The organism is Aeromonas sp. AE23HZ002T15 (assembly GCF_054165525.2).
Genome location: NZ_CM201342.1, coordinates 1,861,309 through 1,876,158 on the forward strand (window position 1 = coordinate 1,861,309; position 14,850 = coordinate 1,876,158).

Sequence of the window (14,850 nt, forward strand, 5' to 3'; positions counted from 1 at the left end):
TTCATCGATGGCTGGGCGTCAGACCGTGGTCTGGCGCGTGCCGAAGTAATCGGCGAGGAAGTCGTCGAACGACAGGCTGTCACCGCGCTCCCGCTCCCGCTGCTTGGCCAGGGAATCCCGCGCCTCACCGGCGAAGTAGGCCTCGTCCCAGTATTCCAGCTCACCGGCCAGCATCTGCTCACGGTAGCGGCTCGCCAGCTCGTCGCCGAAGCAGCCGTTGTCCTGACCGCTCGAAAGCAGCTGCTTGAGCAGGCGGGCGGAATAGGTCAGCTCGGGGTCGAGCAGCTTTTCCCGGTGCAGGGCCAGGGTCTCGCGGTAGCGGTTGCGACCACAGCAGCGATCCAGCAGCTCGGCCACCTGATCCAGCTCGCCGAACAGCTTGAGCCCGTACTCCTTAAGGCCGATGGGGTTGCCCTGCTCGTCTTCCAACTCCAGGCCAGGACGACGCCCCTCCAGCACCACCTTGTTCTGGTTGCGGCGATTGCGCGCCACCTCCTCGTCGGTCAGCACGGGGGACGGGCGCAGCAGACACCAGACCAGGAACAGATCGAAGAAGCGGATCTGATCCACCTCGATGCCGAACGGGGTGAAGGGATTCACGTCCACGGTGCGCAGCTCTATGTATTCGATGCCACGCTGCTCCAGCGCGTCCGACGGCTTCTCGCCGCTGCGCGGGGTGCGCTTGGGACGAATGGGGGCATAGAGCTCGTTCTCCAGCTGCAGCACGTTATCGTTGAGCTGGCGGTACTCGCCGTTCACCTTGACCCCGATCTTGGCGAACTCGGGATCATGGGTGTTGATGGCGCGGCGCAGGCTGCTCACATAGGCGGGCAGGTTGTCGTGGCTGATCTTGAGCCCCGCCTGGGCGCTGTTGGTGTAACCGAGATCGGACAGGCGCAGCGCGGTGGCATAGGGCAGATAGAGGGTCCCCTTGCCGGTCTTCTGGAACGGCAGGCTGCTCTTGCGCCCCTTCAGGAAGGAGTCGCAGATAGCCGGCGAGGCGCCGAACAGATAGGGAACCAGCCAGCCGAAGCGGTAGACGTTGCGGATCAGCCCCATGTACTTTTCGGAGATGAAGCGCTGGCTGCAGCAGCCCTCCCCCACCAGATCCTGCCACTCGCACCAGAAGCTGTCCGGCATGGAGAAGTTGAAGTGCACCCCGGCGATGACCTGCATCAGACTGCCGTAGCGGTTCTTCAGCCCCTGCCGGTAGAGGGTCTTCATCCGGCCGATGTTGGAGCTGCCGTACTGGGCCAGCCGGATGCTCTCCTCGTCCCCGACGAAGCAGGGCATGGAGAGGGGCCAGATCCGCTCGTCACCGAGGTGATGAATGGTGTGGCGATGGATGTCGCCGAGCTGCTCGATCAGGCTCTCGATGGAGTCGGTGGCCGGGGTGATGAACTCCAGCAGGCTCTCCGAGTAGTCGGTGGTGATGTTGCCATGGGTCAGGGCCGACCCCAGACTCTTCGGGTGATCGGTCTGGGACAGGGTGCCTTCCGGGGTGATGCGCAGGCATTCACGTTCTATCCCGCGGCGGATCCCCTTGAGGGCGGTGACCCGCTCCGGGGCGCCAAGGGCTGCCAACAACTCGGTGAGCGACAAGCTAGTAGTAGTCATATTCACGGCTCATGTGTGGCCGCCCCGCCGGGGCGGCGCTCATTATTTTGCACTGCCTGTCAGGGCAGTTGCAGTGGATAGATGGGAAGATGAAGCTCCGCAAGCGGTTTTTCAAGCTTTTGCTTGTCTCCCACCACCACTATCACCATGTCGGCCGGGTTCAGCCAACGGTCCGCACTGGCCTTCAACGTCTCGGGTGACACCGTCTTGATCAGCTGGTTCTGGGCCTGCACATAGTCCGGCTTCAGGTCATACATGATCATCTGCAGCAGGAAGCCCGCCTTCTGGCCCAGGGTCTCGTAGGAGAGGGCATCCTGCTGGGAGACGGCGCTGCGCATATAGGCCAGCTCCACCGGGGTCGGGCCGCTCTTGCGATAGCCATCCATCTCCTTCAGGAACTGGCGGATCGCATCCACGGTCGCATCGGTGCGCACGTTGGCGCCGGTAGCGAAGACGCCCGCCTCGCGATTGGCGGAGAAGCCCGAGCTGGCCCCATAGGTGTAGCCCTTGTCTTCCCGCAGGTTGAGGTTGATGCGGCTGTTGAAGTTGCCCCCCAGGTTGAAGTTCATCAGGTTCGCGATGAAGTAATCCCCCGTGGTGTCAAACGGCATGGCGCGGCGGCCGATACGGATCACCGATTGGGGCGCCCCCGGCTTGTCCACCAGATAGATACCCGGCTTGGCCTGCTCACCCTGAGGCTTGAGATCCCCCAGCTTGGGCGCGGCCCCCTTCCACTGGGTCAGGAAGCCGAGTTCGGACTCGATCTGCGGCTGGGTCACATCCCCCGTCACCACCACCTTGGCATTGGTCGGGTTGTAATAGGTCTGATAGAAGCGCTTCACGTCCGCCAGGGTCAGCTTCTCCACATCGGCCAGCACCCCGTTGGTCGGTTGGCCGAGACGGCTCTGCTTGCCGTACACCAGCTCGCGGAACGCCTGACCCGCCAGCCACTCCGGCTGCTGCTCGCTCTGCTTCATCCCCTGCAGCATCTGGGCCTTGAGTCGCTCGAAGTCCGCCTCCCGCATGCCGGGACGCTCGAACACCTCGCGTACCAGCGCCAGGGTCTGGGGCAGCTTGTCCGTCAGGCTGCTGATGGTGATGAGGTTGTTGTACTGGGCGGTGGAGACGCTGATGCTGGCGCCGAGTTTTTGCAGCTCGTCGCTGAGCTCGGCCTCGGAGAGGCGCACCGTGCCCTGCTCCAGCATGGCTGCGGTGAGGCTGGCGAGCCCCAGCTCCCCCTTGCCCTCGGCCCGGATGCCGCCCGGCAGGGCGATCATGATAGAGACGGCCGGGATCTCGTCACTCTGGGTGCCGATGATCTCGATGCCCTTGTCCAGCTTGCCGTGCCAGATGGCCGGCACCTTGACGCTGACCGCGTCCCCCGCCTTGGGTTGCACGCTCCGATCGAAGTTGTCCTTCACCGGGCGCAGGGCCAGGGGCCCCCCGTGCTGGCTGTAATCCGGCAGTTCACGCTTGGCCGGGGTGAAGTTCGGGGCGGCGGCCTGCCAGTCCGTCTTGCCCTTGGGCACCACGCTCAGCACCACGGCGGGTTTGCCCGCGATGAACTTGTCGTAGGCAGCCTTGACGTCAGACGCCTTGACCTCTGCGATGGCATCCAGGTTCTTGAACACATAGTTGGGATCCTGGGCCAGCACCTGGCCCATGGCGAGCTGGCTCACCTTGCCCTCTATGCTGTCCAGCCCCCAGATGGCGGCGGAGCGGTAGCTGCTGATGGCCTTCTCCAGATCCGCAGGCTTGACCCCCCGGCTGGCGAAGTCGGCGATCACCTTGTCCACCTCCCCCTTGAGGGTCTTGAGGCTGCCATCCACCGCCGGGTTCGGGTAGGCGTAGACCGTCAGGGTACAGGCCAGCTCCTCGCAGGAGTGACCGGCCCCCACCTCGATGGCCTTGCCGGTCTTGACCAGGGACTGGTAGAGCATGGAGCTGGCGGAGCCGCCGAGCACGTCGGCGAAGATGTCCAGCGCCGGCTCCCTGGGGTCGCCGAGGGCCACGGTCGGGTAACTGATATAGAGCAGCGGCAGGTGCACCTTGTCTTCCAGGGTGACATAGCGGGTCTTTGGCAGGGTGGCAGGTTCGGGGGTCGGCTCGGCCACGTCCGGGCCGCGGGGAATGGGGCCGAAGTACTGCTCAATCCAGGCCAGTGCCTGCTTGCTGTCGAAATCGCCCCCCAGGGTCAGGGTCGCGTTGTTCGGTCCGTACCAGCGCAGGAAGAACTGCTTGAGGTCATCCACGCCGACCCGATCCAGGTCCTCCACATAACCGATGGGCTGCCAGGAGTAGGGATGGGTGCGCGGGTAGAGCGCCTCCCCCACCTTCTCGCTCACCAGGCCATAGGGCTGGTTGTCGATACGCTGGGCCCGCTCGTTCTTGACGGTGGCGCGCTGGATCTCGAACTTCTTCTGGCTCACCGCATCGAGCAGGAAGCCCATGCGATCCGCCTCCAGCCAGAGCACCTTCTCCAGCTGATTGGCCGGCACGGTTTCGTAGTAGTTGGTTCTGTCCTTGTTGGTGGTGCCATTCATGTCACCACCGGCCTCGTTGATGATCCGCATGTGTTCCTGGTCACCCACGTGCTTGGAGCCCTGGAACATCATGTGCTCGAAGAAGTGGGCGAAACCGGACTTGCCCACGGTCTCGCGGGACGAGCCCACGTGATAGGTGACGTCGAGGTGCACCAGGGGATCGGACTTGTCCGGTGCCAGGATCACGGTCAGGCCGTTATCCAGCTTGTACATCTGGTAGGGAATGCCGAGCTTGCCCTCCTGCTTGACCTGTTCCGACACCAGAGTCGGGGCCGCCAGCGCGGGCAGGGCGAAGCCCAGAAGAAGGCTTAATGGGATGAGTTGCTTCACGGTTACCTCGTGAGTGAACGAAAAAATAGCTAGAAGATCTGCCTGGCCAGCAGAAATACCAGGGCATAACGCAACAATTTGCCAAGCCCGATCAAGACAAGGGAGCGCCAGAACGAGAGGCGCAGCCAACCGGCCAGCAGACAGAGACCGTCACCTATCACCGGCGTCCAGGCAAGCAGCAGACACCAGTGACCATGGAGTTTGAGCCAACCGAGTGCCTTTTGTTCCCCACGGCCTTGAAAATCTTCCGGTTTCTTCTTGAAGGTGGCGAGCCAGCCGAGCCACCAGGTGGTCATGGATCCCAGGGTGTTGCCGAGGGTCGCCCAGAACAACAGGCTGGCCATGCTCCACTGGTTCTGATTGGCCATTACCCCGAGCAGCACTTCCGAGCTGCCGGGCAGCAGGGTCGCCGAGGTGAAGGCGCTCAGAAACAGCCAGCCCAGCCCGGTTTCCAGGGACTCTATCATGCGGGCTTCCTTATGCGGGATAGTGCGCGGCGGCAGGCATGCGCAGCACCAGCTTGCCACGGGTGTGACCCGCCTCGATGGCCTGATGGGCCAGGGCCCCCTCCGCCAGCGCGTACTCACCCGCCAGGGTGATGTGGGCATCCCCCTGACGCAGCAGGATCAGCATCTGGGCCAGTTGCTTGCTGTCGGGATGCACCAGCATGCCGCTCACCTTGATCCCCTGCTCGACGCCGGCATCCTTGATGAGCTGGGCCGTGATGGTCGGCACCGTCACCAGCTGGCCACCCGGCTTGACGCAGGCGAGCGCCTGCTTGCCGCTCTCACCCCCCATCAGATCCAGCACCAGATCCACCTGGCCGACCTGGGCCACCCAGTCGGCGTCGTGGTAATCCACCATGAGATCGGCGCCGATGCCGTGCAGGAAGCCGTGATTCTCCTTGCTGGCGGTGACCACCACCTCGGCGCCGTAGGCGCTGGCGAACTGCACAGCCAGATGACCCACACCGCCGGCGCCCGCCAGGATCAGCACCCGCTGACCACGCTTGAGGCCACCGTGCTCGAACAGCCCCTGCCAGGCGGTGAGGCCCGCCAGCGGCAGCGCTGCCCCTTGCTTGAGGCTGACCCCGTCGAGTTTGACCAGCTCGCGCTCGCTCACCACGATGGATTCGGCATAGGCGCCTCCCGCCAGCGGGAAACCCACCATGCCGCACACCGGCTCCCCTTCCTTGAGGGAGGTGACACCGGGGCCCAGCTTCTCGACCACCCCCGCCACGTCATAGCCCGGGGTCCAGGGCAGCTTGTCCTTGTTCTGGGCTGCCGCCCAGCCGAGTCCGGCCCGGGTCTTGGCATCGATGGGATTGACACCGGCGTAACAGATGCGCACCCGCACCTCTCCCTCGGCGGGGATCTTGTCCTGCGAAGGCTTGAGCTGGAGTACCGAGGGGGCGCCGAATGCGGTAATCTGTAGCTGCGTCATTGCACAATCCATCCTGTTGATTGATCAAGGACTCACAGAATAACAGCGAGGACCATATGGCTCGAATGTTTCTTATTCCTCTGTTGCTGGCGCTGGGGTGGTGGGCCTTCCTGCTCTACTTCCGGATCCCGCTCAAGCAGGGGGCCAAGGGGTTTTACTGGATCATCGGCCTGGGCGGCGGACTGGCCGCCTTCCTCAGCCTGATGATGGTGCTGACGCACTAGCCCAGCCCGGCAACGAGGAGGCCACCCTGAGGTGGCCTCCGTTTATCCAGATTGATGATGGCCTCCCGGCGACAAGGCACCGGCTGCACACTCAGCCCGCCTGCGTGCTGAGGTGATAGTGGCGATTGCTGCCCTGCCCCAGCACCCCTTCTGCCAGCAGATGCTGGAACACCCTGTCCACCTCCTCCAGCGGCAGGGCCAGCGCCTCGGCCACCTTGCGCTTGCTGCACCTGGCCTCACCGCTCTCCAGCAGGCTGCGCACCCTGGCAACCAGGGCGGGCTCGGGGGCCGGCTTAGCGATCACCTGGGGCTCCACGGGGGCCATAGGGGTCGTCTCTGCCGCCCTCTGTTGCTGTTGTCGCTGCCACAGTCGGCGGAAGCGGTTCTCCTCCCCGATCAGGCTGACGAAGTAGGCACCGAAGGCATCGAGCAGGATGGATAGGAAGCAGACCAGCAGGAACTGCACCTGGCTGATGCTCATGCCCACCCCGTCCGCCAGGCTGCTCATCAGCCCCAGCATGGAAGATTGCTCGTTGAGGGGCTTGGCATCCCGCTCCTGGCGCAACTCATCCTGCTTCAGCCTGAGCTTGGTGTTGGCCTGCTGCAAGCCGTTGACGCCGCTGGAGATGCGCGCCATCTCGATGTACTTGCGGGCCGCCTCCTCGTTGAGCTGGATCTGCCGCTCTATGCTGGCGATCTGCTCATCGAAACGGGCTATCTCCCGCTCGTGGCGCGCCTGCTGGCTCAATATGGTGTTGGTGGCGCTGTTGATGCCGCCGATACTGCCGCCGATGGAGATGGCCGCCAGCACGCTGTAGAACAGCAATGACCAGAAGGCACCGCTGAGATCCCGGCGCGCCTTGCACTCCCCGTATTCGTACCAGACGTAGAACTTGCCCAGCTCGAAGATGATGGCAAGCCCGCCAAACAGCCACTTCATCAGCGGGTTGTCATCGATGGAGAGAAACAGCAGCAGGGAGAAGACGATGGAGGCCAGGATGGCCAGGCCGGTAAAGGAGTAAACGGTGCTGAGCGCGAACCACCCCTTGGGGTAGCGCAACGCGTCGGAGGCTTGTGTCGTCATGATGGCGGAAGATGTGGTGCAGAGGAAAAGTTGGCTGCCGATTATAGTCAGCCGGCCCGCAGAATGAAGGCGGATCCCCGGATTTCCTGCATATCCGCATTCGGATGGGCAGAACCCGACCGAATTGGACAAATTGCCTCCCCTCAGTCCCCCGGGCCGGGCGGCACTGGCACCACCGTTCCGCCGTGATTAAGCTAGGAGCGGATACAATGATCCCCATTTCACTGTCATCGAGGTCATCATGCGCACTCTCACTCCCCTGCTGCTCAGCTTGCTGTTTGTCCATGGCGCCGCGTCGGCGGCCCCCCCTCACCAGAACGACGACGGCATCAGGATCTCCACGGACAACGTCAAGGTGAACCTGGACTGGGACGAAAAAGAGTATCAATGGTGGCAGGACAACTGCCTGAGCGTCAGCACCCGCAACAGCCGCATTCAGCTCAACTGCGACAACATGGACGGCAAATACCGCGACCACTACAACCGCAGCATCCACAGCGGCAACAACCCCGGCAAGGGTCACGACAAGAACAACTGGGATGGCGACGACAACGTCAAATACAAGGAGAAGGGAAACGGCAACGGGAAGGGCAAGAACAAGTGATCCTGTGAGGGCCGCATCCTGCTATTCGGCATGGCGGCCCCCTCTCTTCGCCTCTCCTTCCATCAGCTACCGACAAGAGCACGATGCGGCCCTCTTCGCCCTAGCCGGTTCTTGGGGCAATCCAGCGCCGGGGTGCCAGCCGAGGTGTCGCCCGGGGAAAACCGGCCAATCCATTGAATTGTTTGAGAGATCCTGATAACTCTCGAAGAAACCGGCCCATTTGCGGTGGATAGCCGCCAATTCGCCACCAAGTTGGTGAGATCCGTCGGCGGATATCGTTCCGCTTTGGTTCAGGTTGAAGCCCATACACTTGGGCACCCTGCTACCAGAGAGGTCACCATGCGCAACTCCATTTCCCACCTGCTCTCCCGCTTGCTCAACAGTGGCGCGGCCTTTGATGCATCTCATGTCCATGGCGATGTCAGCAACCCGGGGACATCCTCGCAAGACACCAGATCTGGCGCCCAGCGGCAGAATAAGGCGTCATCTGAAAAGACGCAGCCGGATGACAGGGATCGTCAAACCGTCAAGGAGTAGTACGGAACGCCGCCTCCCCTACCAGTAATTCTCCATGCTGATGTTGCCGGGAGCGCGCCGCAGATTCTTGGCCAGTCCCAGCGCCAGCAAGGATTGCTGGGTCTCCTTCACCATGGCGGGATTGCCGCAGATCATCACCTGGCTGTGCTCGGCCGAAAACGCCATCCCCACCCGCTCCTGCAGGCTACCCGCATCGATGGCCGCCGGGATCCGCCCTTCCATGGCCCCCGGCCAGGCCTCACGGCTGACGAAGGGGACATAGCGGAAACGGGGCCCATGCTGCTCGACCAGGCTGGTGATCAGGGCCTGATAGGTAAGCTCCTCTACCTTGCGCACCCCGTGCACCAGTACCAGATTCTCGAAGCGCCGGAAGGCCTCACCCTCCGCCAGCATGGCGAGGAAGGGGCCGATGGCGGTGCCGGTGGAGAGCAGCCAGAGATCCCGTCCGGCGGGCAGTTCGTCCAAGGTCAGGAAACCGGTGGCCTGGGACTGCACCAGCAGGCTATCTCCGGGCTGGAGGGCGCCGAGGGAGGGTGTCAGCTCCCCGTCCGGGATCTTCACCAGATAGAATTCGTGATAGGGAGTCGTGGGAGGATTGACGAAAGAGTAGGCCCGCTGGACCCGTTGCTCGCCCCGTTGCAGGGCCAGCTTGGTAAATTGTCCTGCCTTGTAGGGGGCTAGCTCTGCCGCCACACGCAGGGAAAACAGGGTAGGCGTCCATTCGATGCGCTCGATAACCCGACCTTCGACCCAGGCTGCCATAGGGATCTCCGTCATAGAAACAGAGTTCCACTCTACCCCTTGATCCCCTCTTGATTCAAAAAGAAAAAAACCCGCGCAGTTGCGCGGGTTTTTTCTGCAAAGCGAGACGCTATTACAGAGCAACAACCTGGATTTGTACGGTTGCCTTGACGTCAGCGTGCAGCTGAACAACAACTTCGTACTCGCCGGTGTTACGCAGAACGTTGCCCATGCGGACTTCGCTCTTGGCAACGGCTACGCCGGCAGCAGTGATGGCTTCAGCCACGTCACGGGTACCGATGGAACCGAACAGCTTGCCTTCGTCGCCAGACTTGGAGGCGATGACCACGGCAGCCAGTTCACCCAGCTTGGCAGCGCGCTCTTCAGCGGCAGCTTTACCGGCAGCCAGCTTGGCTTCCAGTTCAGCACGGCGAGCATCGAAGGTCTCGATGTTGGCCTTGGTAGCCATAACGGCTTTGCCTTGCGGGATCAGGTAGTTACGGGCATAACCAGCTTTAACAGAAACTTGGTCACCCAGACCGCCCAGTTTGGCGATCTTATCGAGCAGGATAACTTGCATTACCTTTCCTCTATGAAAGTTGAGTTAGGCGTAAGCGCCGGACCGATTCTTACTTGTTGTGCAGATCGGTGTACGGCAGCAGAGCCAGGTAACGAGCACGCTTGATGGCGCGTGCCAGCTGACGCTGATACTTGGCGCGGGTACCGGTGATACGGCTCGGTACGATCTTGCCAGATTCAGTGACGTAGTTTTTCAGAGTAACGATATCTTTGTAGTCGATCTCGGTAACGTTCTCGGCGGTGAAGCGGCAGAACTTACGACGACGGAAATAACGTGCCATGGCCTTTATCCTCTATGGAATGATCTTAAGAATTACTCTTCGGAAGACGCTTCAACAGCATCTTCGCGGCGCTCGTCGTCGCGACGGGTGAAGCGCTCTTCCTTGGCCTTGGCCATCGGAGAAACTTCAGTCACGGCGTGCTTGGTGCGCATGATCATGTTGCGGATAACGGCATCGTTGAAGCGGAAGTTGGTTTCCAGCTCATCGATAACGGCCTGCTCGGCTTCTACGTTCATCAGAACATAGTGAGCCTTGTGCAGCTTGTCGATCGGGTAAGCCAGTTGACGACGGCCCCAATCTTCCAGGCGATGAATGGTACCACCGGAGGTGGTGATGGCGCCGGTGTAACGCTCGATCATGCCAGGTACTTGCTCGCTCTGGTCCGGGTGAACCATGAAGACGATTTCGTAATGACGCATTTTAGCTCCTTACGGATTAATTCAGCCTCTGCCCAGGTGCAGCCAGACCTCGGAGGCAAGGAACATAGTGGTGTTTTGACGCTGCTTTCTAGGGCGGCGTATTGTACGAAATCACCTCTCCCACTGCAACCGGCGTCGACATTTGTTTTTATCGATGGATCTGATGCAAAACTTCAATTGATAACAATTATCATTTAGATCCATACTATCTTCAGGACATTCTGGAGGGTGATGCATGCAACCCGCGCTGAGTACGGCCATTCCGGCCCGCAAATTCAAACTGACCCTGCTGGGGCCGGCCTTCATCGCCGCCATCGGCTACATAGATCCGGGCAACTTCGCCACCAATATCCAGGCGGGATCCACCTTCGGCTATCAACTGCTGTGGGTAGTAGTGTGGGCCAACCTGATGGCCATGCTGGTGCAGACACTGTCCGCCAAGCTCGGCATCGTCACCGGCAAGAACCTGGCGGAGCACATTCGCGACAAGTTGCCCAAACCCGCGGTCTGGGCCTACTGGGTGCAGGCGGAGATCATCGCCATGGCCACGGATCTCGCCGAGTTCATCGGCGCCTCCGTCGGCTTCAAGCTGCTGCTCGGGGTCACCCTGCTGGAGGGGGCCTGCATCACGGCCGTGGTCACCTGGGGCATCCTCATGCTGCAGAGCCGCGGCCAGAAGCCGCTGGAGTTCGCGGTGGGTGGCCTGCTTCTGTTCGTGGCCGCCGCCTATATCGTCGAGCTGGTGTTCTCACGCCCTCACCTGCCGAGCCTGCTGGAGGGAGCCCTCTTCCCGGGCCTGCCCAACAGCGATGCGGTTTACCTCGCCGCCGGGGTGCTGGGGGCGACCGTCATGCCTCACGTCATCTACCTGCACTCGGCGCTGACCCAGCACACTCATGATCAGGGCACGGTCGCCCAGCGCCTGCACACCACCAAGGTGGATGTGGCCATCGCCATGACCATAGCCGGCTTCGTCAACCTGGCCATGATGGCCATGGCGGCGGCCGCCTTCCACGGCACCGGCAACCAGCAGGTGGCCGAGCTGGAGACCGCCTACCAGACCCTGACCCCTCTGCTCGGCCCTGCCGCGGCGACCCTGTTCGGCCTCTCCCTGGTGGCCTCCGGCATCTCCTCCACCGTGGTGGGGACCCTCGCCGGTCAGGTGGTGATGCAGGGCTTCGTGCGCTTCAGCATCCCGCTCTGGCTGCGCCGGGCCATCACCATGGCCCCCGCCTTCGTGGTGATCGCCATGGGGCTCAACACCACGGAGATCCTGGTGCTGAGCCAGGTGATCCTGAGCTTCGGCATCGCGCTGGCCCTCATCCCCCTGCTGATCCTGACCGGGGACCGAGCCCTGATGGGCCAGCATCGCAATCACCCGGTGACCCAGGCGCTGGGGCGTCTCATCGTCGCCCTGGTGATCGGCCTCAATGCCTATCTGCTGGTCTCCATGATCTAGCGTCCAATCTGGCACTTCCAGACGGGCTTATTAACGCGGGTTAATGAGCCCGTCTGCACTTTGGCGTATGCTGCGGCTTTCTTCACCCATCACCTGGGAGCCATTTATGGAACATAGCCGCGCCAGCTTCGTGCTGGGCCATCACCAGGAGCGGGCCAATGTGGTCTATTGCCAGGCCGGCGAGCCGACCCTGCTGGTGACCGACCTCACCCCCTTCCATCCCCAGAGCCACCTCTGGCCCGATCAACCGGGAGACACGGGCACTGTTTGCTGGGATGGCGGTGAGGCTGATGTGGGCCCCTGCCGTATGGGCGCCATCAGCCCGGAGGGAGAGTTGTTCGTAGATCTCGATATCCCGGTCAAACGCGGTGCCGAAGGCTGGGCCTTCGTGGTGGTGCATCCGCTGGCAGGCAGACATGAGCTGGCCGTCGGCAGCATGGTCGAGCTGAGGGTGGATGCGAAGGCCCGCCATACCCTGAGCCTGGGTCACAGCGGCTGCCACCTGGTAGCCCTGGCCCTGAACCGAGTGCTGATGCCTTACTGGCGCAAGGAGGTGAGTGAGCGGGATGCCCTGGGCCAACCGGATTTCGACCGCCTCGCCATCCAGTCTTCCCGGGTCGAGCCCCTGGGCTCCCGGGAGCAGTACCGCATAGGTAAGAGCCTGCGCAAGAAGGGGGTAAACGGCGAAGCCCTGCTGGCGGAGCTGCCTCTCATCGAGCAGAAGGTCAACGCTCAGCTGGCCGCCTGGCTCGCCAGTGGCGGCGAGATCCGCCGCTCTCGTGCCGGCGATGCCATCATCGACTCCCGCTACTGGCACTGCACCCTGGAGGGTCAAGAGCTGACCATCCCTTGCGGCGGCACCCATGTCGGCAGCCTAAGCGAGCTGGGCCGGGTCAGCGTGCAGCTCAGCCCCTGTGAGGAAGGCTTTATCCTGCTGAGCCGGGTTTCCCCTTAGAGAGCGCGGGCCGGCCTGGTCAGCCGAGGCGGATCAGCAGGATGCCGCCGAGGATCACTAGGGCGGCCACCACCCTGATCCGTCCCAACCTCTCCCCCAGCCAGAGCCAGGAGAGCAGCACCGCAAACAGCACGCTGCTCTCGCGCAGGGCCGCCACCAATCCGATGGGGGCCTGAGTCATGGCCCAGATAACGATGCCATAGGCAAGCAGTGACAGAGCCCCGCCGATCGCCCCCGAGTACCAGTCCGCCCGGTTCAGGCTGCGCAAGGAGGTACGGCTCTGCCAGCGCATCAACAGCGGCATCAGCAGCGCCGTCAGGGTGAACAGCCAGAGGGTGTAACGTATGGGCTCACCGGCCGAGCGGGCCCCCATGCCATCGGACAGGGTATAGGCAGCGGTGAACATCGCCGTGATCAGCACGGCGACCAGTGCCGCCGGCGCCAGCCTGATGCCACCGCGCCAGGCCATCAGCAAGACGCCGCTCACCAGCACCAGGGCCCCCATGGCCGCAGATGGCCCAGGCCACTCCCCCAAGAGCAAGGCCCCGAGCAGCAGGGTCAGCAGGGGCGCACTGCCTCGGGCCAGCGGATAGACTTGGCCAAATTCCCCCAACCGATAGGCTCGGCCGAGGAACAGGCAGTAGCCGCTGTGCAGCAAGATGGAGAGTGCGAGCCAGGGATATTCGGCCGATGCGGGCAGCCCCACCAGGGGCAAAAAGGGCAGGCAGAACAACCCGGAACAGAGGGAGACCAGCAGCACGCTGACCCGGCCCGCGGCCTGGCGCTTGGCCAGCGCGTTCCAGAGCGCGTGCAACAGGGCGGCCAGCAGTATGGCCGCGAAGATGGAAGGGGTCACGACAGGGCTCCAATCGGTTCGGGGCTGGCATCATACCCGTTTGTGGCGCACCGATGTGGGAGCCATCTCATGAAGGTGCCCTGTACTTGATATCGGCTCAGAGAGCCTTGCGCATCCCCATATGAGGAATGTCGTCTTCTATATAGCCCTCTCCTTCTGCCACGAAGCCGTGCTGGCCGTAGAAGCCCTGCAGATGAGCCTGGGCGCCGAGCCAGATGGAGTGCGCCGGCCAATGACGCTCACAGCCTCTGACGGCTTCGGCCAGCAGGCGGTGACCCAGGCCATCCCCGCGAGAGCGGGGCGAGGTGACGACCCGGCCGATGGCGCTGCCCTGCTCGTCCCCTATGCCGGGGGCCATGATGCGGGCATAGGCCGCCAGATGCCCCTCCTCATAACCGAGCAGGTGCAACACGCCGTCGCGGCGATCCAGCCCGTCCAGATCCTGGAAGGGGCAGGTCTGCTCCACCACGAACACCTCGGCGCGCAAGGCAAGCAGCTCATACAGTTCGTCCGTGGTGAGGTCACACCAGGGCTTGAGACTCCAATTCATCGACAACTCCTTAACGATCCGGCCCGCCAGCATAAACGGCCGGGCCAGCGTCGGCATTAACCTTGGTTAAGACCCTTGAGCCGCTTGCGAATGCGGCTGAGGCTGATGGGGCTGATGCCGAGGTAGGCGGCTATCTGGTGATCCGGCACCCTGGCATTCAGGGCGGGGAAGCTCTGCAAGAAGTGTTGGTAGCGGGCCTGGGGGCTCTCGGTCAGCAGCAACAGCTCTTTTTCTTCCTTGATCCTCAACTGCACCGCCAGCAGGTGGTGATACCAGTCCGGCCAGCAGGAGAGCGTGCGCAGGGAGGACAGGGAGAAGAGCTGCAACCGGCAGGGCTCCAGCGCCTCCACGCTGTAGCGGGCGGGTTCTCCCGAGAGCTGATGGTGAAAGTCGATGAACTCGTCCCCCTCCCAATAGAACTCCTTGATGTACTCGCGGCCGTCCGCCAGCACTACCTTGGCCCGCAGCAGTCCCTGCTCCACCCTGACCAGTAGATCCGGGCTCTCCCCCGCATGCCAGAGACAGGATTTGGGGGCAAGCGTCAGCGAGCGGGCAAAAGAGAGGAGGCGCTCGGCCTCCTGCTCATTCACGACCCTCTCCAGACTGAACTGGGGTCTGTCCATCTGGC

At 62.8% G+C, this 14,850-nt stretch carries 17 protein-coding genes; 5 read left to right on the forward strand and 12 right to left on the reverse strand.

Annotation, left to right across the window (positions count from 1 at the left end):
• Positions 1-18: 18 nt before the first annotated feature.
• From gshA to ACT5M9_RS08495, 4 genes are read right to left on the reverse strand one after another with little or no spacing between them, the layout of a single operon-like run.
• Complete coding sequence (gene gshA, locus ACT5M9_RS08480; RefSeq protein WP_457982017.1) at positions 19-1,617, reverse strand: glutamate--cysteine ligase; 1,599 nt, start codon at positions 1,615-1,617, stop codon at positions 19-21.
• Between the two features lie 59 nt (positions 1,618-1,676).
• On the reverse strand, positions 1,677-4,490 hold the full coding sequence (locus tag ACT5M9_RS08485; RefSeq protein WP_457982015.1) for a M16 family metallopeptidase: 2,814 nt from the start codon (positions 4,488-4,490) through the stop codon (positions 1,677-1,679).
• Positions 4,491-4,519: 29 nt separating this feature from the next.
• Positions 4,520-4,957 (reverse strand): YqaA family protein, encoded by a 438-nt coding sequence (locus ACT5M9_RS08490; protein WP_457982013.1) that lies wholly within the window; start codon positions 4,955-4,957, stop codon positions 4,520-4,522.
• A gap of 10 nt (positions 4,958-4,967) precedes the next feature.
• Positions 4,968-5,933 (reverse strand): NADP-dependent oxidoreductase, encoded by a 966-nt coding sequence (locus tag ACT5M9_RS08495; RefSeq protein WP_457982011.1) that lies wholly within the window; start codon positions 5,931-5,933, stop codon positions 4,968-4,970.
• Between the two features lie 56 nt (positions 5,934-5,989).
• Here ACT5M9_RS08495 and ACT5M9_RS08500 point away from each other — a divergent pair, with 56 nt between their 5' ends.
• A complete protein-coding gene (locus ACT5M9_RS08500) occupies positions 5,990-6,157 on the forward strand; it encodes a hypothetical protein (RefSeq protein ID WP_197918577.1) in 168 nt (55 codons plus the stop codon).
• A gap of 91 nt (positions 6,158-6,248) precedes the next feature.
• Here the strand turns inward: ACT5M9_RS08500 and ACT5M9_RS08505 are convergent, their stop codons facing one another.
• Entirely contained in the window at positions 6,249-7,241 is a 993-nt protein-coding gene (locus ACT5M9_RS08505; protein ID WP_457982010.1) for a Preprotein translocase subunit SecY, read from the reverse strand.
• 241 nt (positions 7,242-7,482) lie between these two features.
• Between ACT5M9_RS08505 and ACT5M9_RS08510 the strand changes: the two genes are divergently transcribed.
• Positions 7,483-7,845, forward strand: coding sequence for a hypothetical protein (locus ACT5M9_RS08510; protein ID WP_438550632.1), 363 nt, complete (start codon positions 7,483-7,485; stop codon positions 7,843-7,845).
• A 339-nt stretch (positions 7,846-8,184) separates the two neighbouring features.
• Positions 8,185-8,382 (forward strand): hypothetical protein, encoded by a 198-nt coding sequence (locus tag ACT5M9_RS08515; protein ID WP_457982009.1) that lies wholly within the window; start codon positions 8,185-8,187, stop codon positions 8,380-8,382.
• 18 nt (positions 8,383-8,400) lie between these two features.
• Here the strand turns inward: ACT5M9_RS08515 and ACT5M9_RS08520 are convergent, their stop codons facing one another.
• The 4 genes from ACT5M9_RS08520 to rpsF all read right to left on the reverse strand — a co-directional run bounded on the left by ACT5M9_RS08520 (position 8,401) and on the right by rpsF (position 10,402).
• Positions 8,401-9,144: a ferredoxin--NADP reductase gene (locus ACT5M9_RS08520; RefSeq protein WP_457982008.1), complete on the reverse strand. Its 744-nt coding sequence runs from the start codon at positions 9,142-9,144 to the stop codon at positions 8,401-8,403.
• A 112-nt stretch (positions 9,145-9,256) separates the two neighbouring features.
• Positions 9,257-9,703 (reverse strand): 50S ribosomal protein L9, encoded by a 447-nt coding sequence (gene rplI, locus ACT5M9_RS08525; RefSeq protein WP_349919632.1) that lies wholly within the window; start codon positions 9,701-9,703, stop codon positions 9,257-9,259.
• 49 nt (positions 9,704-9,752) lie between these two features.
• A complete protein-coding gene (rpsR, locus tag ACT5M9_RS08530) occupies positions 9,753-9,983 on the reverse strand; it encodes a 30S ribosomal protein S18 (RefSeq protein ID WP_005313392.1) in 231 nt (76 codons plus the stop codon).
• Positions 9,984-10,015: 32 nt separating this feature from the next.
• Entirely contained in the window at positions 10,016-10,402 is a 387-nt protein-coding gene (rpsF, locus tag ACT5M9_RS08535) for a 30S ribosomal protein S6 (protein ID WP_349919633.1), read from the reverse strand.
• A gap of 235 nt (positions 10,403-10,637) precedes the next feature.
• On the opposite strand from rpsF, the gene ACT5M9_RS08540 reads away from it, so the two are divergent.
• Together ACT5M9_RS08540 and ACT5M9_RS08545 are read left to right on the forward strand one after the other, a co-directional pair.
• Positions 10,638-11,861, forward strand: a complete 1,224-nt coding sequence (locus ACT5M9_RS08540; protein ID WP_457982006.1) for an Nramp family divalent metal transporter — start codon at positions 10,638-10,640, stop codon at positions 11,859-11,861.
• 106 nt (positions 11,862-11,967) lie between these two features.
• The gene (locus tag ACT5M9_RS08545) at positions 11,968-12,816 is read left to right on the forward strand and encodes an alanyl-tRNA editing protein (RefSeq protein ID WP_457982004.1); all 849 of its coding nucleotides are present in this window, start codon (positions 11,968-11,970) and stop codon (positions 12,814-12,816) included.
• Positions 12,817-12,835: 19 nt separating this feature from the next.
• Here the strand turns inward: ACT5M9_RS08545 and ACT5M9_RS08550 are convergent, their stop codons facing one another.
• From ACT5M9_RS08550 to ACT5M9_RS08560, 3 genes are all read right to left on the reverse strand, one after another.
• Positions 12,836-13,672, reverse strand: coding sequence for an EamA family transporter (locus ACT5M9_RS08550; protein ID WP_457982002.1), 837 nt, complete (start codon positions 13,670-13,672; stop codon positions 12,836-12,838).
• 97 nt (positions 13,673-13,769) lie between these two features.
• Complete coding sequence (locus tag ACT5M9_RS08555; protein ID WP_457982000.1) at positions 13,770-14,222, reverse strand: GNAT family N-acetyltransferase; 453 nt, start codon at positions 14,220-14,222, stop codon at positions 13,770-13,772.
• A gap of 56 nt (positions 14,223-14,278) precedes the next feature.
• The gene (locus tag ACT5M9_RS08560; protein WP_457981998.1) at positions 14,279-14,845 is read right to left on the reverse strand and encodes a Crp/Fnr family transcriptional regulator; all 567 of its coding nucleotides are present in this window, start codon (positions 14,843-14,845) and stop codon (positions 14,279-14,281) included.
• Positions 14,846-14,850: the final 5 nt, after the last annotated feature.